The 14741-nt window shown below is 65.6% G+C and carries 12 protein-coding genes; 5 read left to right on the top strand and 7 right to left on the bottom strand.

The features are described from left to right. Positions 1 to 43 precede the first annotated feature (43 nt). Positions 44 to 1591 (top strand): alkaline phosphatase D family protein, encoded by a 1548-nt coding sequence (locus QTI66_RS05825; protein WP_286558087.1) that lies wholly within the window; start codon positions 44 to 46, stop codon positions 1589 to 1591. Here the strand turns inward: QTI66_RS05825 and QTI66_RS05820 are convergent. Continuing rightward, positions 1583 to 2419: a metallophosphoesterase gene (locus QTI66_RS05820; RefSeq protein ID WP_286558085.1), complete on the bottom strand. Its 837-nt coding sequence runs from the start codon at positions 2417 to 2419 to the stop codon at positions 1583 to 1585. The two genes, QTI66_RS05825 and QTI66_RS05820, sit on opposite strands and share 9 nt — an antisense overlap. 10 nt (positions 2420 to 2429) lie before the next feature. Beyond that, positions 2430 to 3410 carry a LysR family transcriptional regulator gene (locus QTI66_RS05815; RefSeq protein ID WP_286559019.1) on the bottom strand — a complete coding sequence of 327 codons (981 nt, stop codon included), beginning with the start codon at positions 3408 to 3410 and terminating at the stop codon, positions 2430 to 2432. Positions 3411 to 3519: 109 nt separating this feature from the next. Here QTI66_RS05815 and QTI66_RS05810 point away from each other — a divergent pair, with 109 nt between their 5' ends. Then, a complete protein-coding gene (locus QTI66_RS05810) occupies positions 3520 to 4050 on the top strand; it encodes a hypothetical protein (RefSeq protein ID WP_286558084.1) in 531 nt (176 codons plus the stop codon). 85 nt (positions 4051 to 4135) lie between these two features. Here the strand turns inward: QTI66_RS05810 and QTI66_RS05805 are convergent, their stop codons facing one another. The 3 genes from QTI66_RS05805 to QTI66_RS05795 form a co-directional block, all read right to left on the bottom strand. Further along, positions 4136 to 6004 carry a phosphoenolpyruvate carboxykinase (GTP) gene (locus QTI66_RS05805; protein ID WP_286558083.1) on the bottom strand — a complete coding sequence of 623 codons (1869 nt, stop codon included), beginning with the start codon at positions 6002 to 6004 and terminating at the stop codon, positions 4136 to 4138. 150 nt (positions 6005 to 6154) lie between these two features. After that, entirely contained in the window at positions 6155 to 6307 is a 153-nt protein-coding gene (locus QTI66_RS05800) for a hypothetical protein (RefSeq protein WP_286558081.1), read from the bottom strand. Positions 6308 to 6427: 120 nt separating this feature from the next. Then, a complete protein-coding gene (locus tag QTI66_RS05795) occupies positions 6428 to 7627 on the bottom strand; it encodes a threonine ammonia-lyase (RefSeq protein WP_286558080.1) in 1200 nt (399 codons plus the stop codon). A gap of 113 nt (positions 7628 to 7740) precedes the next feature. On the opposite strand from QTI66_RS05795, the gene QTI66_RS05790 reads away from it, so the two are divergent. Both QTI66_RS05790 and QTI66_RS05785 read left to right on the top strand, forming a co-directional pair. After that, positions 7741 to 10065, top strand: a complete 2325-nt coding sequence (locus QTI66_RS05790) for an ATP-binding protein (RefSeq protein ID WP_286558079.1) — start codon at positions 7741 to 7743, stop codon at positions 10063 to 10065. Positions 10066 to 10146: 81 nt separating this feature from the next. Further along, positions 10147 to 11643, top strand: a complete 1497-nt coding sequence (locus QTI66_RS05785; RefSeq protein ID WP_286558078.1) for a S41 family peptidase — start codon at positions 10147 to 10149, stop codon at positions 11641 to 11643. A 30-nt stretch (positions 11644 to 11673) separates the two neighbouring features. Here QTI66_RS05785 and QTI66_RS05780 read toward each other — a convergent pair whose 3' ends face one another. Together QTI66_RS05780 and QTI66_RS05775 are read right to left on the bottom strand one after the other, a co-directional pair. Continuing rightward, complete coding sequence (locus QTI66_RS05780; RefSeq protein WP_286558077.1) at positions 11674 to 13644, bottom strand: RecQ family ATP-dependent DNA helicase; 1971 nt, start codon at positions 13642 to 13644, stop codon at positions 11674 to 11676. 139 nt (positions 13645 to 13783) lie between these two features. Continuing rightward, on the bottom strand, positions 13784 to 14206 hold the full coding sequence (locus tag QTI66_RS05775; RefSeq protein WP_286558075.1) for a GFA family protein: 423 nt from the start codon (positions 14204 to 14206) through the stop codon (positions 13784 to 13786). 81 nt (positions 14207 to 14287) lie between these two features. Here QTI66_RS05775 and QTI66_RS05770 point away from each other — a divergent pair, with 81 nt between their 5' ends. Continuing rightward, the gene (locus tag QTI66_RS05770) at positions 14288 to 14701 is read left to right on the top strand and encodes a winged helix-turn-helix transcriptional regulator (RefSeq protein WP_286558073.1); all 414 of its coding nucleotides are present in this window, start codon (positions 14288 to 14290) and stop codon (positions 14699 to 14701) included. The last annotated feature ends 40 nt before the right edge of the window (positions 14702 to 14741 follow it).

Genomic DNA, 14741 nt, shown 5'->3' with positions numbered 1-14741 from the left:
GTGTGGCCGAAGAAATGGCGTCAACGGACCGACAATCGCCACCATGAATCCGGGTCGTCGTGAATTGAACCGTGCCGCGCTCTGGCTCGCCCTGGGCGCCTGGGCGCTTCCGCGTGCCGCTGGCGCGCAAGCTGATCTGAAATGGGCGTCTGATCCTTTCACGCTGGGCGTGGCCAGCGGGCAACCGCGGCCCGACAGCGTCGTACTGTGGACGCGGCTCGCGCCATTGCAGGAAGATGAAGCCGAGCGCTCCGCACGCGCTGCATGCACCGTGCGCTACGAGATCTTCGCGGACGAAGCCTTGCGTCGGCGCGTCGCGCAAGGCGAGGCCGTCACGGACGCGAGTCGTGCCTTCAGCGTTCATGTGCACGCGACTGGATTGGCGCCGCAGCGCGAGTACTGGTACCGCTTCACCTGCGGCAACGCGACCAGTCCCGTGGGCCGCACGCGCACCGCGCCGGCGCCCGATGCGGACGTGCCGCGCCTTCGCCTCGCGCTGGCCTCGTGCCAGCACTACGAGCAAGGCTTTTATGCAGCGCACCGCGAGATCGCGCAACGCGACCTCGATCTCGTGCTCTTCGTCGGCGACTACGTCTACGAAGGCAGCAACCCGGCCTTTGCCGACCGTCGCCACACCGGCGGCGTGCCGCAAACGCTGGACGAATACCGTGCGCGGCACGCCCTCTACAAGCGCGATGCAGACCTGCAGGCGGCGCATGCGGCGCATCCCTGGGTGCTGACCTGGGACGACCATGAAGTCGTCAACGACTACACCGCCGATCGCGAGCCGGCGCCGCTGGGAACCGAGAAGTTCCTTCGCCGCCGCGCTGCCGCGTACCAGGCCTACTTCGAGCACATGCCGCTGCGGGTGCCGCCGCAGGACGCCGCGATGCGCATCCACGACCAGCTCTCGTGGGGCCGGCTGGCCGACCTCTGGACGCTCGACTGCCGGCAGTACCGAAGCCACCACGCCTGCCCCGATCCGCAGATGGACCATGGCCGCATCGTGATCGGCTGCGCCGATCTGCGCGATGCTTCGCGCACCATGCTCGGCAGCGCGCAGGAGCGCTGGCTGACGCAAGGGCTCGCCGCGTCCAATGGGCGGTGGAAGCTGCTGGGCCAATCGACGCAGGTCAGCTCCACCACCCTTGATACGCCGCAGGGACGGCAGACGTGGACCGACGGATGGGACGGCTATCCCGTCGCTCGCGAGCGCCTGCTCCAGGGCATTGCCGATGCGGGCGTTCGCAACGTCGTGACGCTGGGCGGCGACGTGCATCGCTTCGTCGCGAGCGACTTGCGCGTGGTGCCCAATGATGCCGCCTCACCGGTGGTGGCGAGTGAAATCGTGGGCGGCTCGGTCTCTTCGAACGGTGCCAGCCTGAAGACGATGGAGCGCATGCTTCGCGACAACCCGGACATCGTGCATGCGCGCGGTGATGAGCGGGGCTATGCCCTGCTGGATGTTGGCCGCCAGCACCTGAGCTGCGAGTTCCGGGCGACAGCCACACCCGCCACACGCGACGCGGCGATGTCGCGGCAGGCATCCTTCGTCATCGAGAACGGCCGCGCCGGGGTGGCGTCAGCCTGAGGCCGCTGCCTTCGCTGCCCGCGGCGGCACTTCGATGAGCAACGCCGGCCGAAAGCCTTCCTGCTCGCCCTTGCTTCGATAACCCAGCGGGTTGGCGATGACGCGGCAGCCGTCCTTCACATAGTCGAAGGCGCAGTGCAGGTGGCCGTGCAGCCAGAGGTCGGCTCGGGGCAGGAGTTCGTCCACTGAATTGCAGAACCCGGCAGTGCCCGGCGTGAGTCCATAGCGCGGATCCGCGCTGGCCAGCGAGGGTGCGAAATGCGTGATGGCCACCGTCGGGCCGTCGAAGGGCTGCGCCAAGGCGGCGCGCAGCCAGTCCTGACACAGCAAGGCCTGCGCACGCAGTTCCTCCGCCATGAAGGGCAGGCCGTTGCGCGTGGTCGCTGCCTTCTCAAGATAGAAGTTGGCCGCGCGCATCGCCTTGCCGCGCTTCTTGAGCGCCTCTGTCATGCTGTCGCTCGCTTCGACCAGTGCGTCGAAGTCGCTCCACAGCGTGGTGCCGACGAAGCGCACGCCGCCCATCACCAGCGTTTCACGTTCGAGCCAGAGGATGTCGAGCGCCGCGCAGGCCTCACGCAGCCGCGCATCGACGGCGTCGAAATCGTCGTTGTCGTACTCGTGGTTGCCGGGCACGTAGATCACGGGTGTCGGCCAGCCGTGCCGCGGTGAAAAGCGCTCCATGCCGAAGAGCGTGTCCTGCAGCCGCGAGCCGGCCTGGTAGGAGCCGATGTCGCCCGCGAGCACCAGCAGGTCGGCGCCCGGCACGGGGGCGATCTCGAACCTGGGGTGCACTTCGAGGTGCAAGTCGGACAGCAGTTGCAGCTTCATCCGGACCAGTCTAATCGGCGGCAGCCGGGGTGCTGGCCTGGCGCGCAAACGCCATGTCGGCCGCGCGCACCAGGGCGTCGCGCAGCCACTCGTGCGCATGGCCGAACTGCGCGCGCCGATGCCAGATGGCATCCACGTGCATGAGCGGCTGCTCGAAGGGCAATTCGCGCAGCACCAACCGATCGCTGATGCCCGTGACGCCGATGAAGTGGCGCGGCAGCACGGTGAGCAGGTCCGAGGTGGCGACCACGCGTCCGGCGGTGAAGAACTGGTTGACGGTGGTCACGATGCGCCGTTCGCGGCCCAGCGCGCTGAGCGTCTGGTCCACGAAACCGAAGGGACGGCCCGAAAAGCTCACCAGCAGGTGGCGGGCGGCGCAGTAGTTGTCGAGCGTCAAGGGCTGGGCCGCCATCGGGTGGCCGTGCCGCATGACGCACATGTACTGGCTCACATAGAGCCGTTGCGATTCAAAAGGCAGCGCCTCGCCCGTCTGGGCGTGCGCCGCGAGGTTGGCCACCAACGCCGGAAAATAGCCGACCGCCATGTCAGCCCCTTCTTCCTCGAGCAAGGGGCGCGGATCGCGCGTGGTGAGCGGAATGACGCGGATCGAAACGCCGGGCGCCTCCTTCTCGATGATTTCCACCAACCCCGGCACCAGCTCGGCCGCCGTCGCGTCGGCCATGGCCAGCACGAAGGTCGTCCGCGCGAAGACCGCGTCGAATTCGCTGGGCGCCAGCGAATGCTGCAACTGGCGCAGCGCCTCGCGCACGGTGGGCCACAAGGCGAGCGCCCGTGGCGTCGGCTCCACGCCCGCGCCCGCCCGGCGCACCAGTTCGTCGTTCAAGACCTCGCGCAAGCGGCGCAAGGCATTGCTTACGGCCGGCTGGGTGATCGAGAGGTTGCGGGCGGCGCGCGTGAGGTTGCGCTCGGCCATGATCTCGTCAAAAACCCGCAGCAGGTTCAGATCGAGTGTGCGAAAGTTGACGTTCATCATCGTGGTGAATGATAAGCATCACAAAGATAAACTTCCATAACGCTAGGGATTACCCTACATTTACCCCATCGGCTTCGGCCATCTGTCCAACTGAGGGGAAAAAATCATGACCAACTTCGTTCACGTCGACCAACCGACCAGTCACCCGGGCGTTGATCGCTTCCAGGCCGTGGCCCGGCAACTGCGCGAGGCGCGCGGCAATATCGATGGCTCGCGCGGCCTCGCGGCGGTTCTGCTGGCGGCGATGTTCGCCTCAGTGCTGGTGGTGGCGGATCGCATGATGTCCAACCTGGACGAAGGCGACATGCTGCTGGCTTGGGCTGCACTGTGGGCCATCGGCCTGGTCGCCATCGCCCTGTTCGCCAACACCGCCCGCGGCTTGGCTGCCCGTGCTGCCACCGCCTGGAAGGCTGGCGCCGCCCGCCGCGCCGCAAAGCGTGCCGACGCCCAGTTCATGTCCTACGCCGCCTTCGACCCGCGCGTCATGCACGAACTGCAAGCCGCTGTGACGCGCTACGAAGAGGAATTTGCCGCGACGCATCCGGAGGGCACGCCCCTGCCGAAGCGCCCGAAGATCAACGAAGTGCCCAGCCTGTACGAAGCGAGCCGCCGCACCCGTATGGCCTACTACTTCTGAGGTCGCGCCCCGGGCTGACGCTGTCACCAGCCCCAACAAAAAACCGCCCGAGGGCGGTTTTTTTTGTGTCCAGGTGAAAGGCGCTTCAAGCTGCCAGGCGGCGCTCGATCGCTTCCTTGGTCTTGGGCAGTTCCTGCGGCAGGTGGTGCGCCAGCTGCGTGAACAGGTCTTCGTGCAGCTTCAGCTCAGCTTGCCACGCTGCCTTGTCGATGCTGGTCACGGTGCTGAATTGCTCGGCGCTGAAGTCCAGGCCGGTCCAGTTGAGTTCTTCATAGCGCGGGCTCACGCCGAAGATGTGGTCCACGCCTTCGGCCTTGCCTTCGAGGCGGTCGATCATCCACTTGAGCACGCGCATGTTCTCGCCGTAGCCGGGCCAGACGAACTTGCCGTCTTCGCCCTTGCGGAACCAGTTGGTGGTGAAGATGCGCGGCGGCTTGGCGCCGGACGCTTCGAGCTTCTTGCCCAAGTCGAGCCAGTGCTGGAAGTAGTCGCTCATGTTGTAGCCCATGAAGGCCAGCATGGCGAAGGGATCGCGGCGCACCACGCCCACCTGGCCGACGATGGCCGCGGTGGTTTCCGAGCCCATGGTCGCGGCCATGTAGACGCCTTCGACCCAGTTGCGGCCTTCGGTGACGAGCGGCACGGTGGTCGAGCGGCGGCCGCCGAAGATGAAGGCGTCGATCGGCACGCCAGCCGGGTCGTCCCAGGCCGGGTCGAGCGCTGGGTTGTTCGTGGCAGCTACCGTGAAACGCGAGTTCGGGTGCGCGGCCTTGGCGCCGGTTTCCTTGGCGATGGCGGGCGTCCAGTCCTTGCCTTGCCAGTCGATCAGGTGCGCGGGCAGTTGCTTGCCGGGTGCGTCCTGCTCCATGCCTTCCCACCACACGTCGCCGTCGTCGGTCAGGCCGACGTTGGTGAAGATCACGTCACGGTCCAAGCTGTTGAGGCAGTTGGGATTGGTCAGCAGGTTGGTGCCCGGTGCCACGCCGAAGTAGCCGGCTTCCGGATTGATGGCGTACATGCGCCCGTCCTTGCCCGGCTTGATCCACGCGATGTCGTCGCCGATGGTCGTGACCTTCCAGCCTTCGAAGCCAGCCGGCGGCACCAGCATGGAGAAGTTGGTCTTGCCGCAAGCCGAGGGGAAGGCCGCCGCCACGTGGTATTTCTTGCCCTCGGGCGAGGTCACGCCGAGGATGAGCATGTGTTCTGCCAGCCAGCCTTCGTCGCGGCCCATGGTCGAGGCGATGCGCAGCGCAAAGCACTTCTTGCCCAGCAGCGCGTTGCCGCCGTAGCCCGAGCCGTAGCTCCAGATTTCACGCGTTTCGGGGTAGTGGACGATGTACTTGGTCTTGTTGCACGGCCAAGCGACGTCCTTCTGGCCGGCGGCGAGTGGCGCGCCCACGGTGTGGATGCAGGGCACGAATTCGCCCTCGGCACCCAGCACGTCGTAAACGGCCTTGCCCATGCGCGTCATGATCTTCATGTTGACGGCGACATAGGGGCTGTCGGAGAGCTCGATGCCGATGTGCGCGATGGGCGAACCCAGCGGGCCCATGCTGAAGGGCACCACGTACATCGTACGGCCGACCATGCAGCCGTCGAACAACGGGTGCAGGGTGGCGCGCATTTCGTCGGGCGCCATCCAGTTGTTGGTGGGGCCGGCGTCTTCTTTCTTTTCGGAGCAGATGAAGGTGCGGTCTTCGACGCGCGCCACGTCGCTCGGGTCGGAATTGGCGAGGAAGGAGTTGGGGCGCTTGACCGGGTTGAGCTTCTTGAAGGTGCCCGCGTCCACCAGCAGCTGGCACAGGCGCTCGTATTCTTCCTGGCTGCCGTCGCACCACTCGATGCGCTCCGGCTTGCACAGTGCGGCCATGTCGGCCACCCAGGCGATCAGCTTTGCGTTCTTGACATACGAGGGCGCCTGGATGGCGAGACCCATGTTCACGGGTGCGTTCATCGAAAAAACTCCTAAGTTGAAAATCGTCTTTTCGAACGAACCTCAAGCGCCGTGGATCGGCGAAGTCCGTTTGAGAAAGCGTCTTTCTCGACTGTGGAGAGGCGCAAAAGCCGGCGCCCCCACGCGGGACGCCGGCTTTTGCGCGAAAACTCAAGCCATGTAAATGGCGATGGACGCGAGCAGCAACATCAGCACGCCACCCGCCAGTGGCAGCACCAGCGGCATCAAGGGAACGATGGACTCGACGACGTCTTGTTCGACGGCGGCAGCGTGGGCAGGCTGGACGGGAGTGGGTTGGGACATGTTCTTGATTTCCTCGGTTCGCGAAATTGAGACCATTTTAGGGGGTGGGCTTGCCCCTCCTTGTCAGGGGCAACCATGTCTTGCGAACGGAATACGCCTACGAGCAGATAGTTGGCAATCTTACGGTTGCGCGTCGGTTTCAAAGCCTGCGTCGCGCAGCGCCTTGATCACCGCGGCGAGGTGTTGGCGCCCGCGTGTTTGCAAAACAAGCTCGATTTCCACGTTTTGCGCCGCCAGAACGGTGAACGCACGCTGGTGGTGAACTTCATCGATGTTAGCGCCAGCTTCGGCTACAACCGCCGTGATATGAGCCAGGATGCCCGGCACGTCCCGCGCGCTGACGCGCAGGCGGGCCAGCCGGCCGGCCCGCACCATGCCGCGTTCGATGATCGCGCCGAGCAGCAGCGGATCGATGTTGCCGCCTGAAAGCACCAACCCGACGCGCTTGCCCCGAAAGCGCTCGGGATGGCGCAACAGGGCCGCCAGCCCCGCGGCACCTGCCCCTTCGACCAGGGTCTTTTCAATCTCCAGCAGCATTAGCACCGCCTGCTCGATGTCGCCTTCGTCCACCAGCACGATGTCATCGACCAGCTTTGCGATGATTTCGCGCGTCAACTCGCCGGGCGAGGCGACCGCGATGCCTTCGGCGATTGTGCTGCTGCCCATCACGTGGTGGGCGTTCTTGATGGCGTTGAACATCGCCGGAAAGCGCGAGGTCTGCACGCCGACGATCTCGATGTCCGGCCGCATCGCACGCGCAGCGACCGCCATGCCGGCCAGCAGGCCGCCGCCGCCAATGGCGACCACCATCGTGTCGAGGTCCGGCACCGCGTCGAGCATTTCGATCGCCAGCGTGCCTTGTCCCGCGATGATCGCGTCGTCGTCGTAGGGATGCACAAAGCTCAGGTCGCGGCTTTGCGCCAGTTCGAAGGCGTGCGCGCGTGCGGCGTCCAGGGTGTCGCCATGCAGCACCACCTCCGCACCGAAGCCGCGCGTGCGCTCGATCTTCACGCCGGGGGTGAAGCGCGGCATCACGATGGTGGCTTTCAGTCCCAAACGGCTTGCGTGATAGGCCACACCCTGCGCATGATTGCCCGCCGACATGGCGATCACGCCGTGAACGCCTTGGGCGGCCAGGTCGGTCAGCTTGTTGCATGCACCGCGTTCCTTGAAGGACGCAGTGAACTGCAGGTTCTCGAATTTGAGGAAGACCTGCGCGCCGACGATTTCCGACAGCGTGCGTGATTCAAGAAAGGGTGTCTCAAGCAGTTGGCCCGACAGTCGGTCGGCCGCGTGGCGAATGTCTTCGATGGAAACCATGGGTGGATTGTGGATGCAATGCAAACTAAGGGTTAATACCCTACCCAACTCTTCCCGAAGTCAAAAGTCTGCGCTATGGTCGCGCCACAAGGCAAAGCAAGGAGGTTGTCCAAATGGTCAAACGTGCCGGGGTCGATACGCTGACATCCGCTTCACGCGGCCAGTCGCTACCGTCCCCCGGACTCCGGGAAGCGCCGGTACTCGAACTGATGTGCTCCCACTTCGTTCTCACGTTGGCCGCCAAGCAGGGCCCGCGTTTCAACGTCCGTCGCGACCTTAACGGATTGCTTTCGCTCACGGGTCGCCATCTGGTGTGGCCCGCGCCTGTGCTGCACCGCCTGCGCGACTTCCTGGCGCGACGCTGCCTTGGAAACGAGGCGTGGAATGGTGTCGATGGCTACGACGCGCGCACGCTGCTGGAGCGCCACGGCATGTGGCGCGGCCCCTATGAAGAGGGCACGCTCTTTTTCTATCTGGACGAGTACGCCAAGGACCAGCCCAAGGACCTGCTGTCGGTGCTCTCGGTCACGCGCGACTGGCTCACCAATGCGCTGCGCAAGCAATCGACGCTGGTCGAAAAGAACATCGACGCACTGGCGGGCCTGCTGCAACTCAACAAGGCCGAGCGCGCGCTGTTGCTCTATGGCACCTTGGCGCGCTACCAGCGCGACCTGCGTTCGCTGCTGGTGGAGTTCAAGGTCAACAACGCGCCCGAAGCCTATGCGGCCATCGCCGAAGTGGCGGGCGTCAACGCGAGCGACGTGGGCGAGGCCTTGCGGGCGGGCTCGCGGCTGGAGCGCATCGGGCTGGTGGAGAACCTGATTTCCGAACACAACATCACCGACCTGGCGGACCTCATGAAGGTCAGCGAGAAGCTGCCGCCGGTGCTCATGCGCGAATACCGCGACCACAACGAGTTGATGGCGGTCTTTACCCGGCCGTCGTCCAAGACGGCGCTCGGCGTGGAGGACTTTTCCTTTGTGGGCGACGACGCGGGCATGCTCATCACGCTGCTGCGTGCGGCGGTGCAACGCAAGGAGCCCGGCGTCAACGTGCTGCTGTACGGCCCGCCGGGCACGGGCAAGACCGAGTTGGCCAAGGTGGTCGCGCAGGCCGCAGGCCTTGAGCTCTTCGAGGTCGAATATGCCGACCGCGACGGCAACTCGCTGAGCGGGCGCGACCGTTATCGCTCGCTGCAGATCGCGCAGGTGTTCCTCAAGGGCAGCGCGCAGGCGGCGCTGCTCTTCGACGAAGTGGAAGACGTGTTTCCGCCCATCAGCACCGAAGCGGCGCAGTTCATGGCGCGCGCGGAGCAGATTCCATCGGCCACCAGCGGCAGCGTGAGCGGCAAGGCGTGGGTCAACCAGATCCTGGAATCGAACGCGGTGCCCACGCTGTGGGTCACCAACCGCATCGAGCAGATCGACCCGGCCTTCCGGCGTCGCTTTGCCTATCACCTCGAACTGAAGTCGCCGCCACCGGGCGCGCGAGAGCAACTGGTGCGCAAGACGCTGGAGGGCGCGGCCGTGTCCGATGCCTTTGCCAGCAAGCTCGCCGAACGCAAGGGCCTGACGCCCGCGCAGATTCGCACGGCGGTGCGCTTTGCAGGCTTGGCCAGCACCGAAGGGGCCTCCGTCGAAAGCCTGATCGAGCGGCAGCTGCGCAATGCCGATCGCGCGCTGGGAACGCTCGACGCCACCAGCGGCATGCGCCGTGCGGTGACGACCTATGACCTGGACATGCTCAACGTCGAGTCGCGCTTCGAGATCTCGCGCATCGTGGCTGCGCTGAAAGCGCGCGGGCACGGCACGCTGTGTTTCTATGGCCCGCCCGGAACGGGCAAGACCGCGCTGGCGGAACACATTGCCAAGGCCATCGGCCAGCCCTTGCTGGTCAAGCAGGCGAGCGACCTGATGAGCAAGTACGTCGGCGAGACGGAGCAGAACATGGCGGGCATGTTCCGCGAAGCCGAATCCGAAAAGGCGGTGTTGCTGCTCGACGAAGCCGACAGCTTCCTGCAAGACCGCCGCGGCGCGCAGCGCACCTACGAGGTCACCGAGGTCAACGAGATGCTGCAGGGCATGGAGCATTTCAACGGCATCTTCGTGTGCACCACGAACCTGCTCGACAGCCTCGACCAGGCGGCGCTGCGGCGCTTCACCTTCAAGATCCGCTTCATGCCGCTCACCACGGTGCAGCGCGAGCGCATGTTCGTCACGGAGGCGTTGGCGGGCGATGCGTCCCTGCTCACGGGCGAATGCAAGGCGCGGCTGGCCAAGCTCGACCAGCTCTCGCCGGGCGACTTCGCTGCCGTCAAGCGGCAAACCGACATCCTCGCTGCAGAGTTCTCCGCTGCGGAGTTCATGGATCAGCTCGAAGCCGAACACCGCATCAAGCCCGAAGTGCGCGAATCCCGCGGTATCGGTTTCTTTCAATAATTGATGCTTGGACCCCGGAAAGCCTGAAACCCGCTGCTACGCTCCCCCGATGATCGGAAAGCATCGTCGATGAAGCGTGGAATGAAACTGTGCGCCACCACCCTGGGCGTGGCGCTGCTGCTGGTGGCGTGCGGAGGCGGTGGTGGGGAGAATTCATCTTCTTCGAACGGGCGAGGCACCACGTCGTCCAGCCTCCTGTCGTCGGCGCTCGCGGGCATCTGCGCCGTGCCGCGACAGGGCATCGACCCCGACACGCAAAAGCCCTATGTCGACCGCGCCGGCACGCTCGACGACGAAAAGCGCTGGGTGCGCAGCTGGATCGACGAGACCTACCTGTGGTTCAACGAAGTGCCCACCGACCTGGTGGCAAGCGCCTACCCCAAGCCCGTCGCCTACTTCGATGACCTGAAAACGCCGGCACGCACCGCATCGGGCCGGCCCAAGGACCGCTTTCACTTCACCTTCGACACGGCCGCGTATCGGGCGCTTTCAGACAACGGCGAGTCCGTTGGCTACGGCATGGAGTTGGCCTTTGTGAGCCCCTCGCCGCCGCGCGACGTGCGCGTGGCCTACATGGAGCCCGGATCCCCGGCGGCGGCCGCGGGCATCAGCCGCGGCATGAAGCTGATCGGTGTCGATGGCGTGGACCTCGTCAACGGTGCCGGCAGCGCGACCATCAATACGATCAACGCGGGCTTGTCGCCGGCAAGTGCGGGCGAGTTTCACAGCTTCAGTTTCCAGCTGCTGGACGGGAGCACGCGCAGCGTGACGCTCACCTCCGCCAACATCACCGAAACGCCGGTGCAAAACGCCAAGGTCATCCCCACCGACAGGGGCCGCGTGGGCTACTTGCAGTTCAACGACCACACCGGGTCGTCCGAGTCGCAACTCATCGCGGCCTTCACCGATTTCGCGCGCACAGGCATCGTCGACCTGGTGCTCGACATGCGCTACAACGGCGGTGGGCTGCTGCTCGTTGCGAGCGAACTGGCGTACATGGTGGCGACACCTGAGGCCACGCAAGGCACCACCTTCGAGCGCCTTCAGTTCAACAGCAAGAACCCCTTCGGCTACACCACAAGGCAAAGCACGGTTCCCTTTCATTCCACTGCGGTGGGGTACTCGGCGCCGGCCGGTCAACCGCTGCCGCAACTGGGCCTGTCGCGCGTGACGGTGCTGACCGGGCCCGACACCTGCTCGGCCAGCGAATCGGTCATCAACGCGTTGCGCGGCGTCGGCATCGACGTCAACCTCATCGGCGATCGCACCTGCGGCAAGCCCTATGCCTTCTTTCCGCAGGACAACTGCGGCACCACCTACTTTGCGATCCAGATGCAGGGCGTGAACAACGTGGGCTTTGGCGACTATGGCGACGGCTTCGCGCCGTCGTGTGCCGTGTCGGACGATTTCAGCCATGCGCTGGGCGACCCACAGGAGGCTTTGCTCAAAACGGCGCTGACGGGGCAGTGCATCAACCAGGGCGCATCCGGCAGCCAGAAGCCCGACGTGGGCAGCCGGGTGCCCTACCTTCGCCGGCCGGCTGTGCGCGAGAACCGCGTGATCGATTTCAAACGCTGATGCGCGAAGGGGCCTGACAAAAGGCTGCCGCTAGACGCTGCTGCTAACGCGCAGCACGTCTGCACCGTAGGCCTCGAGTTTCTTCGCGCCAATGCCGCTGATGCCCTGCAGGTCTTCCAGCGTGGCGGGCGCGCGCTGCGCAATGGCCACCAGCGTGGCGTCATGGAAGATGACATAGGCCGGCAGGTTGTGCTCGCGGGCCACTTCGCCGCGCCAGGCCTTGAGCGCGTCGTAGCGCGACTGGCCGGTGGCGTCGAGTGTTGCGGTGGCGGGCGATGACTTGCTTGTCGACGAGCGCTTTTCGCGGCGGGTCTTGCCGGCGGCAGGTTGCGAAATCGATTCGCGCAGCATCACCGTGGCCTCGCCCTTGAGCACGGCGCGCGAGCCGTCCGTGAGTTGCAGCGTGTTGAACGCTTCGGAGTTCACCGCGAGCGCACCCGTGGCGATCAACTGGCGCAGCACGCCGCGCAGTTGCGGTTCGCTGAACTCCGCGCCGATGCCGAAGGTGCTGATGCGTTCGTGGCCGAACTGCTTGGTCTTTTCGGTCGTCTTGCCGCGCAGGATGTCCATGATGTGGCCCGCGCCGAAACTGATGCCGCTTTGCTGCTGCACGCGGTAAATGGTCGACAGGAGCTTTCGCGCGGCGTCCGTGCCATCCCACACCTGGGGCGGGGTCAAGCAGTTGTCACAGTTCCCGCATGTGGCCCCAACGCTCGGCACTGCGTGTCCGCGCTGCCCCCCGAGGGGGCCGCTCGCGCCTTGGGGCGGCCCGGCGTCGCTCGGCGTGCTTCCGTAGGTTTCGCCGAAGTAAGCCAGCAGCCGCACGCGCCGGCAATCGGTCGCTTCGGCCAGCGCGAGCAGGGCGTCGAGCTTGCCGCGCATCACCTGCTTGAACTCTTCACCCGCAGGGCTTTCGTCGATCATGCGGCGCTGGTTCACCACGTCCTGCAGGCCGTAGGCCATCCACGCCTCGGCAGGCAGGCCGTCGCGCCCGCCGCGACCGGTTTCCTGGTAGTAGCCTTCGATGTTCTTGGGCATGTCCAGGTGCGCGACGAAGCGCACGTCGGGCTTGTCGATGCCCATGCCGAAGGCGATGGTCGCGACGACCACGATGCCGTCTTCACGCAGGAAGCGGTCCTGGTTCCGCTGGCGCACCGCCGCATCCAGCCCTGCGTGGTAGGGCAGGGCGTTGATGCCCGCATCCACCAGCGCCTGCGCCACGTCTTCCACGCGCTTGCGCGACTGGCAATAGACGACGCCGGCGTCGCCCTCATGCTCGCGCTCGATGAAGCGCAACAGTTGCGTCGTCGCGTCCTTCTTCTCGACGATGGAGTAGCGGATGTTCGGGCGGTCGAAGCTGGAGACGAACTGGCGCGCTTCCTCCAGCTGCAATCGCTCCACGATGTCCGCCCGCGTGAGCGCATCGGCCGTGGCGGTGAGCGCGATGCGGGGCACGCCGGCATAGCGTTCGTGCAAGACTGTGAGCGCCCGGTACTCGGGGCGGAAGTCGTGCCCCCACTGGCTCACGCAATGCGCTTCGTCAATGGCAAAGAGGCTCAGCTTGCCGCGCGACGCGAGGCCGTCCATCAACTCCAGGAAGCGCGGCGTGGTGACGCGCTCGGGGGCCGCGTAGAGCAGGGTGATTTCGGCGCGCGCCACGCGCCGCTCGACGTCCTGCGTCTGCGCCCAGTCCAGCGTCGAGTTCAGGAAGGCCGCGTTGACGCCCGCCTCGTGCAGCGCGCCGACCTGGTCGTGCATCAGCGCGATGAGCGGCGAGACGACGATGGTCACGCCATGGCCGGCGCGCTGGCGCGCAATGGCCGGAACCTGGTAGCACAGCGACTTGCCACCGCCCGTGGGCATGAGCACCAGCGCATCGCCGCCGCCGACCACATGGTCGACGATGGCTTCCTGCGGGCCGCGAAAGGCGGTGTAGCCGAAGACCTCGAGAAGGATCTCCAGCGGGTCGGTGGTGGGGGTGGCGGTGAGGAGGGCGGACACGGCAAGGAAGGTGAAAGGCGGCGCATGCCGGACAGGCCGTGCCGGCACCGCCTGATTGTCGCAGCCTCTTCGGGCAGGGCCGGCGGGCACCTTTCCCGGCACGGGAAAAATGGGACGTGGCGCCTTCGCGGCCGCCGACTCACATCAGGCGCGTATCGGCGGGCGCCCTGTCGAACCTGTCGTGCGCGTTGTCGATGAAGTTCACAGGCGCGTTCGCGAGTTCTTCCCGGTCGACATCGTCCAGCGTGGGCACGTGCAGCGCGTAGAAGCGGCCGCCGAGCTGCTGCAACTCACCCGTGGCGTACAAGCGAACCCCGCATCGCGAACAGAAGCGATAGGTGAGCCCCGCTTCTGTCCGTCCGGGAGGAACCCACTCGTAGCTGCTCAGCGCGTCCTCTCCGGCAAGCAATTTGAAGGCGTCACCTCGCACGAAGAGGAACCATGCCCGCGCCTTGCTGCAAATCGAACAGTTGCAGCGGTTCGTGCCTGCGGACAGGTCGAACCCGGCTTCGTAGCGCACAGCCTGGCAGTGGCAGCTGCCCTGATAACGGCGGTAAGTCATCGGAGGCCTTTCTGGTTGCAATTCAGGATCACTATTCTCGCGCTACTGCTTCTGATATGCAACCGGTCTAGAATCGAAATCATGCGACAGGACCAGCGCTCCACCTGCCCGATCAGCACGGCACTCGAAATCATTGGCGATCGATGGACGCTGCTCGTGATCCGCGACCTGATGTTTGCGGGCAAGCGCCACTTCCGCGAATTCCTGCAGTCCGAGGAATCGATTGCCAGCAATGTCCTGGCAGCCCGACTCAACGCGCTCGTCGACAACGGACTCATCACGCGGCAAGACGATCCGACACACGCGCAAAAGGCAATCTACAGCCTGACCGCAAAAGGGCTCGATCTCCTGCCCGTGATCGTCGCCATGAGCGCGTGGGCCCAGAAGCATGACCCCACGACTCGCAGGCCCGAGGCCGTTGACCTGGTCGGGCGCGGACCAAAATCCATGGGCCAGTTGGTGGCGCACTTGCGGCGAGACCACGGATTGGACTGAGCCGTTGAAGAACTCGCGGCGCTTCGGCATGCCGGGGCAG

It is taken from the genome of Variovorax brevis (genome assembly GCF_030317105.1).
In the GTDB taxonomy this organism is placed as follows: domain Bacteria; phylum Pseudomonadota; class Gammaproteobacteria; order Burkholderiales; family Burkholderiaceae_C; genus Variovorax; species Variovorax brevis.
This window is presented reverse-complemented; position numbering and strand designations above follow the sequence as displayed.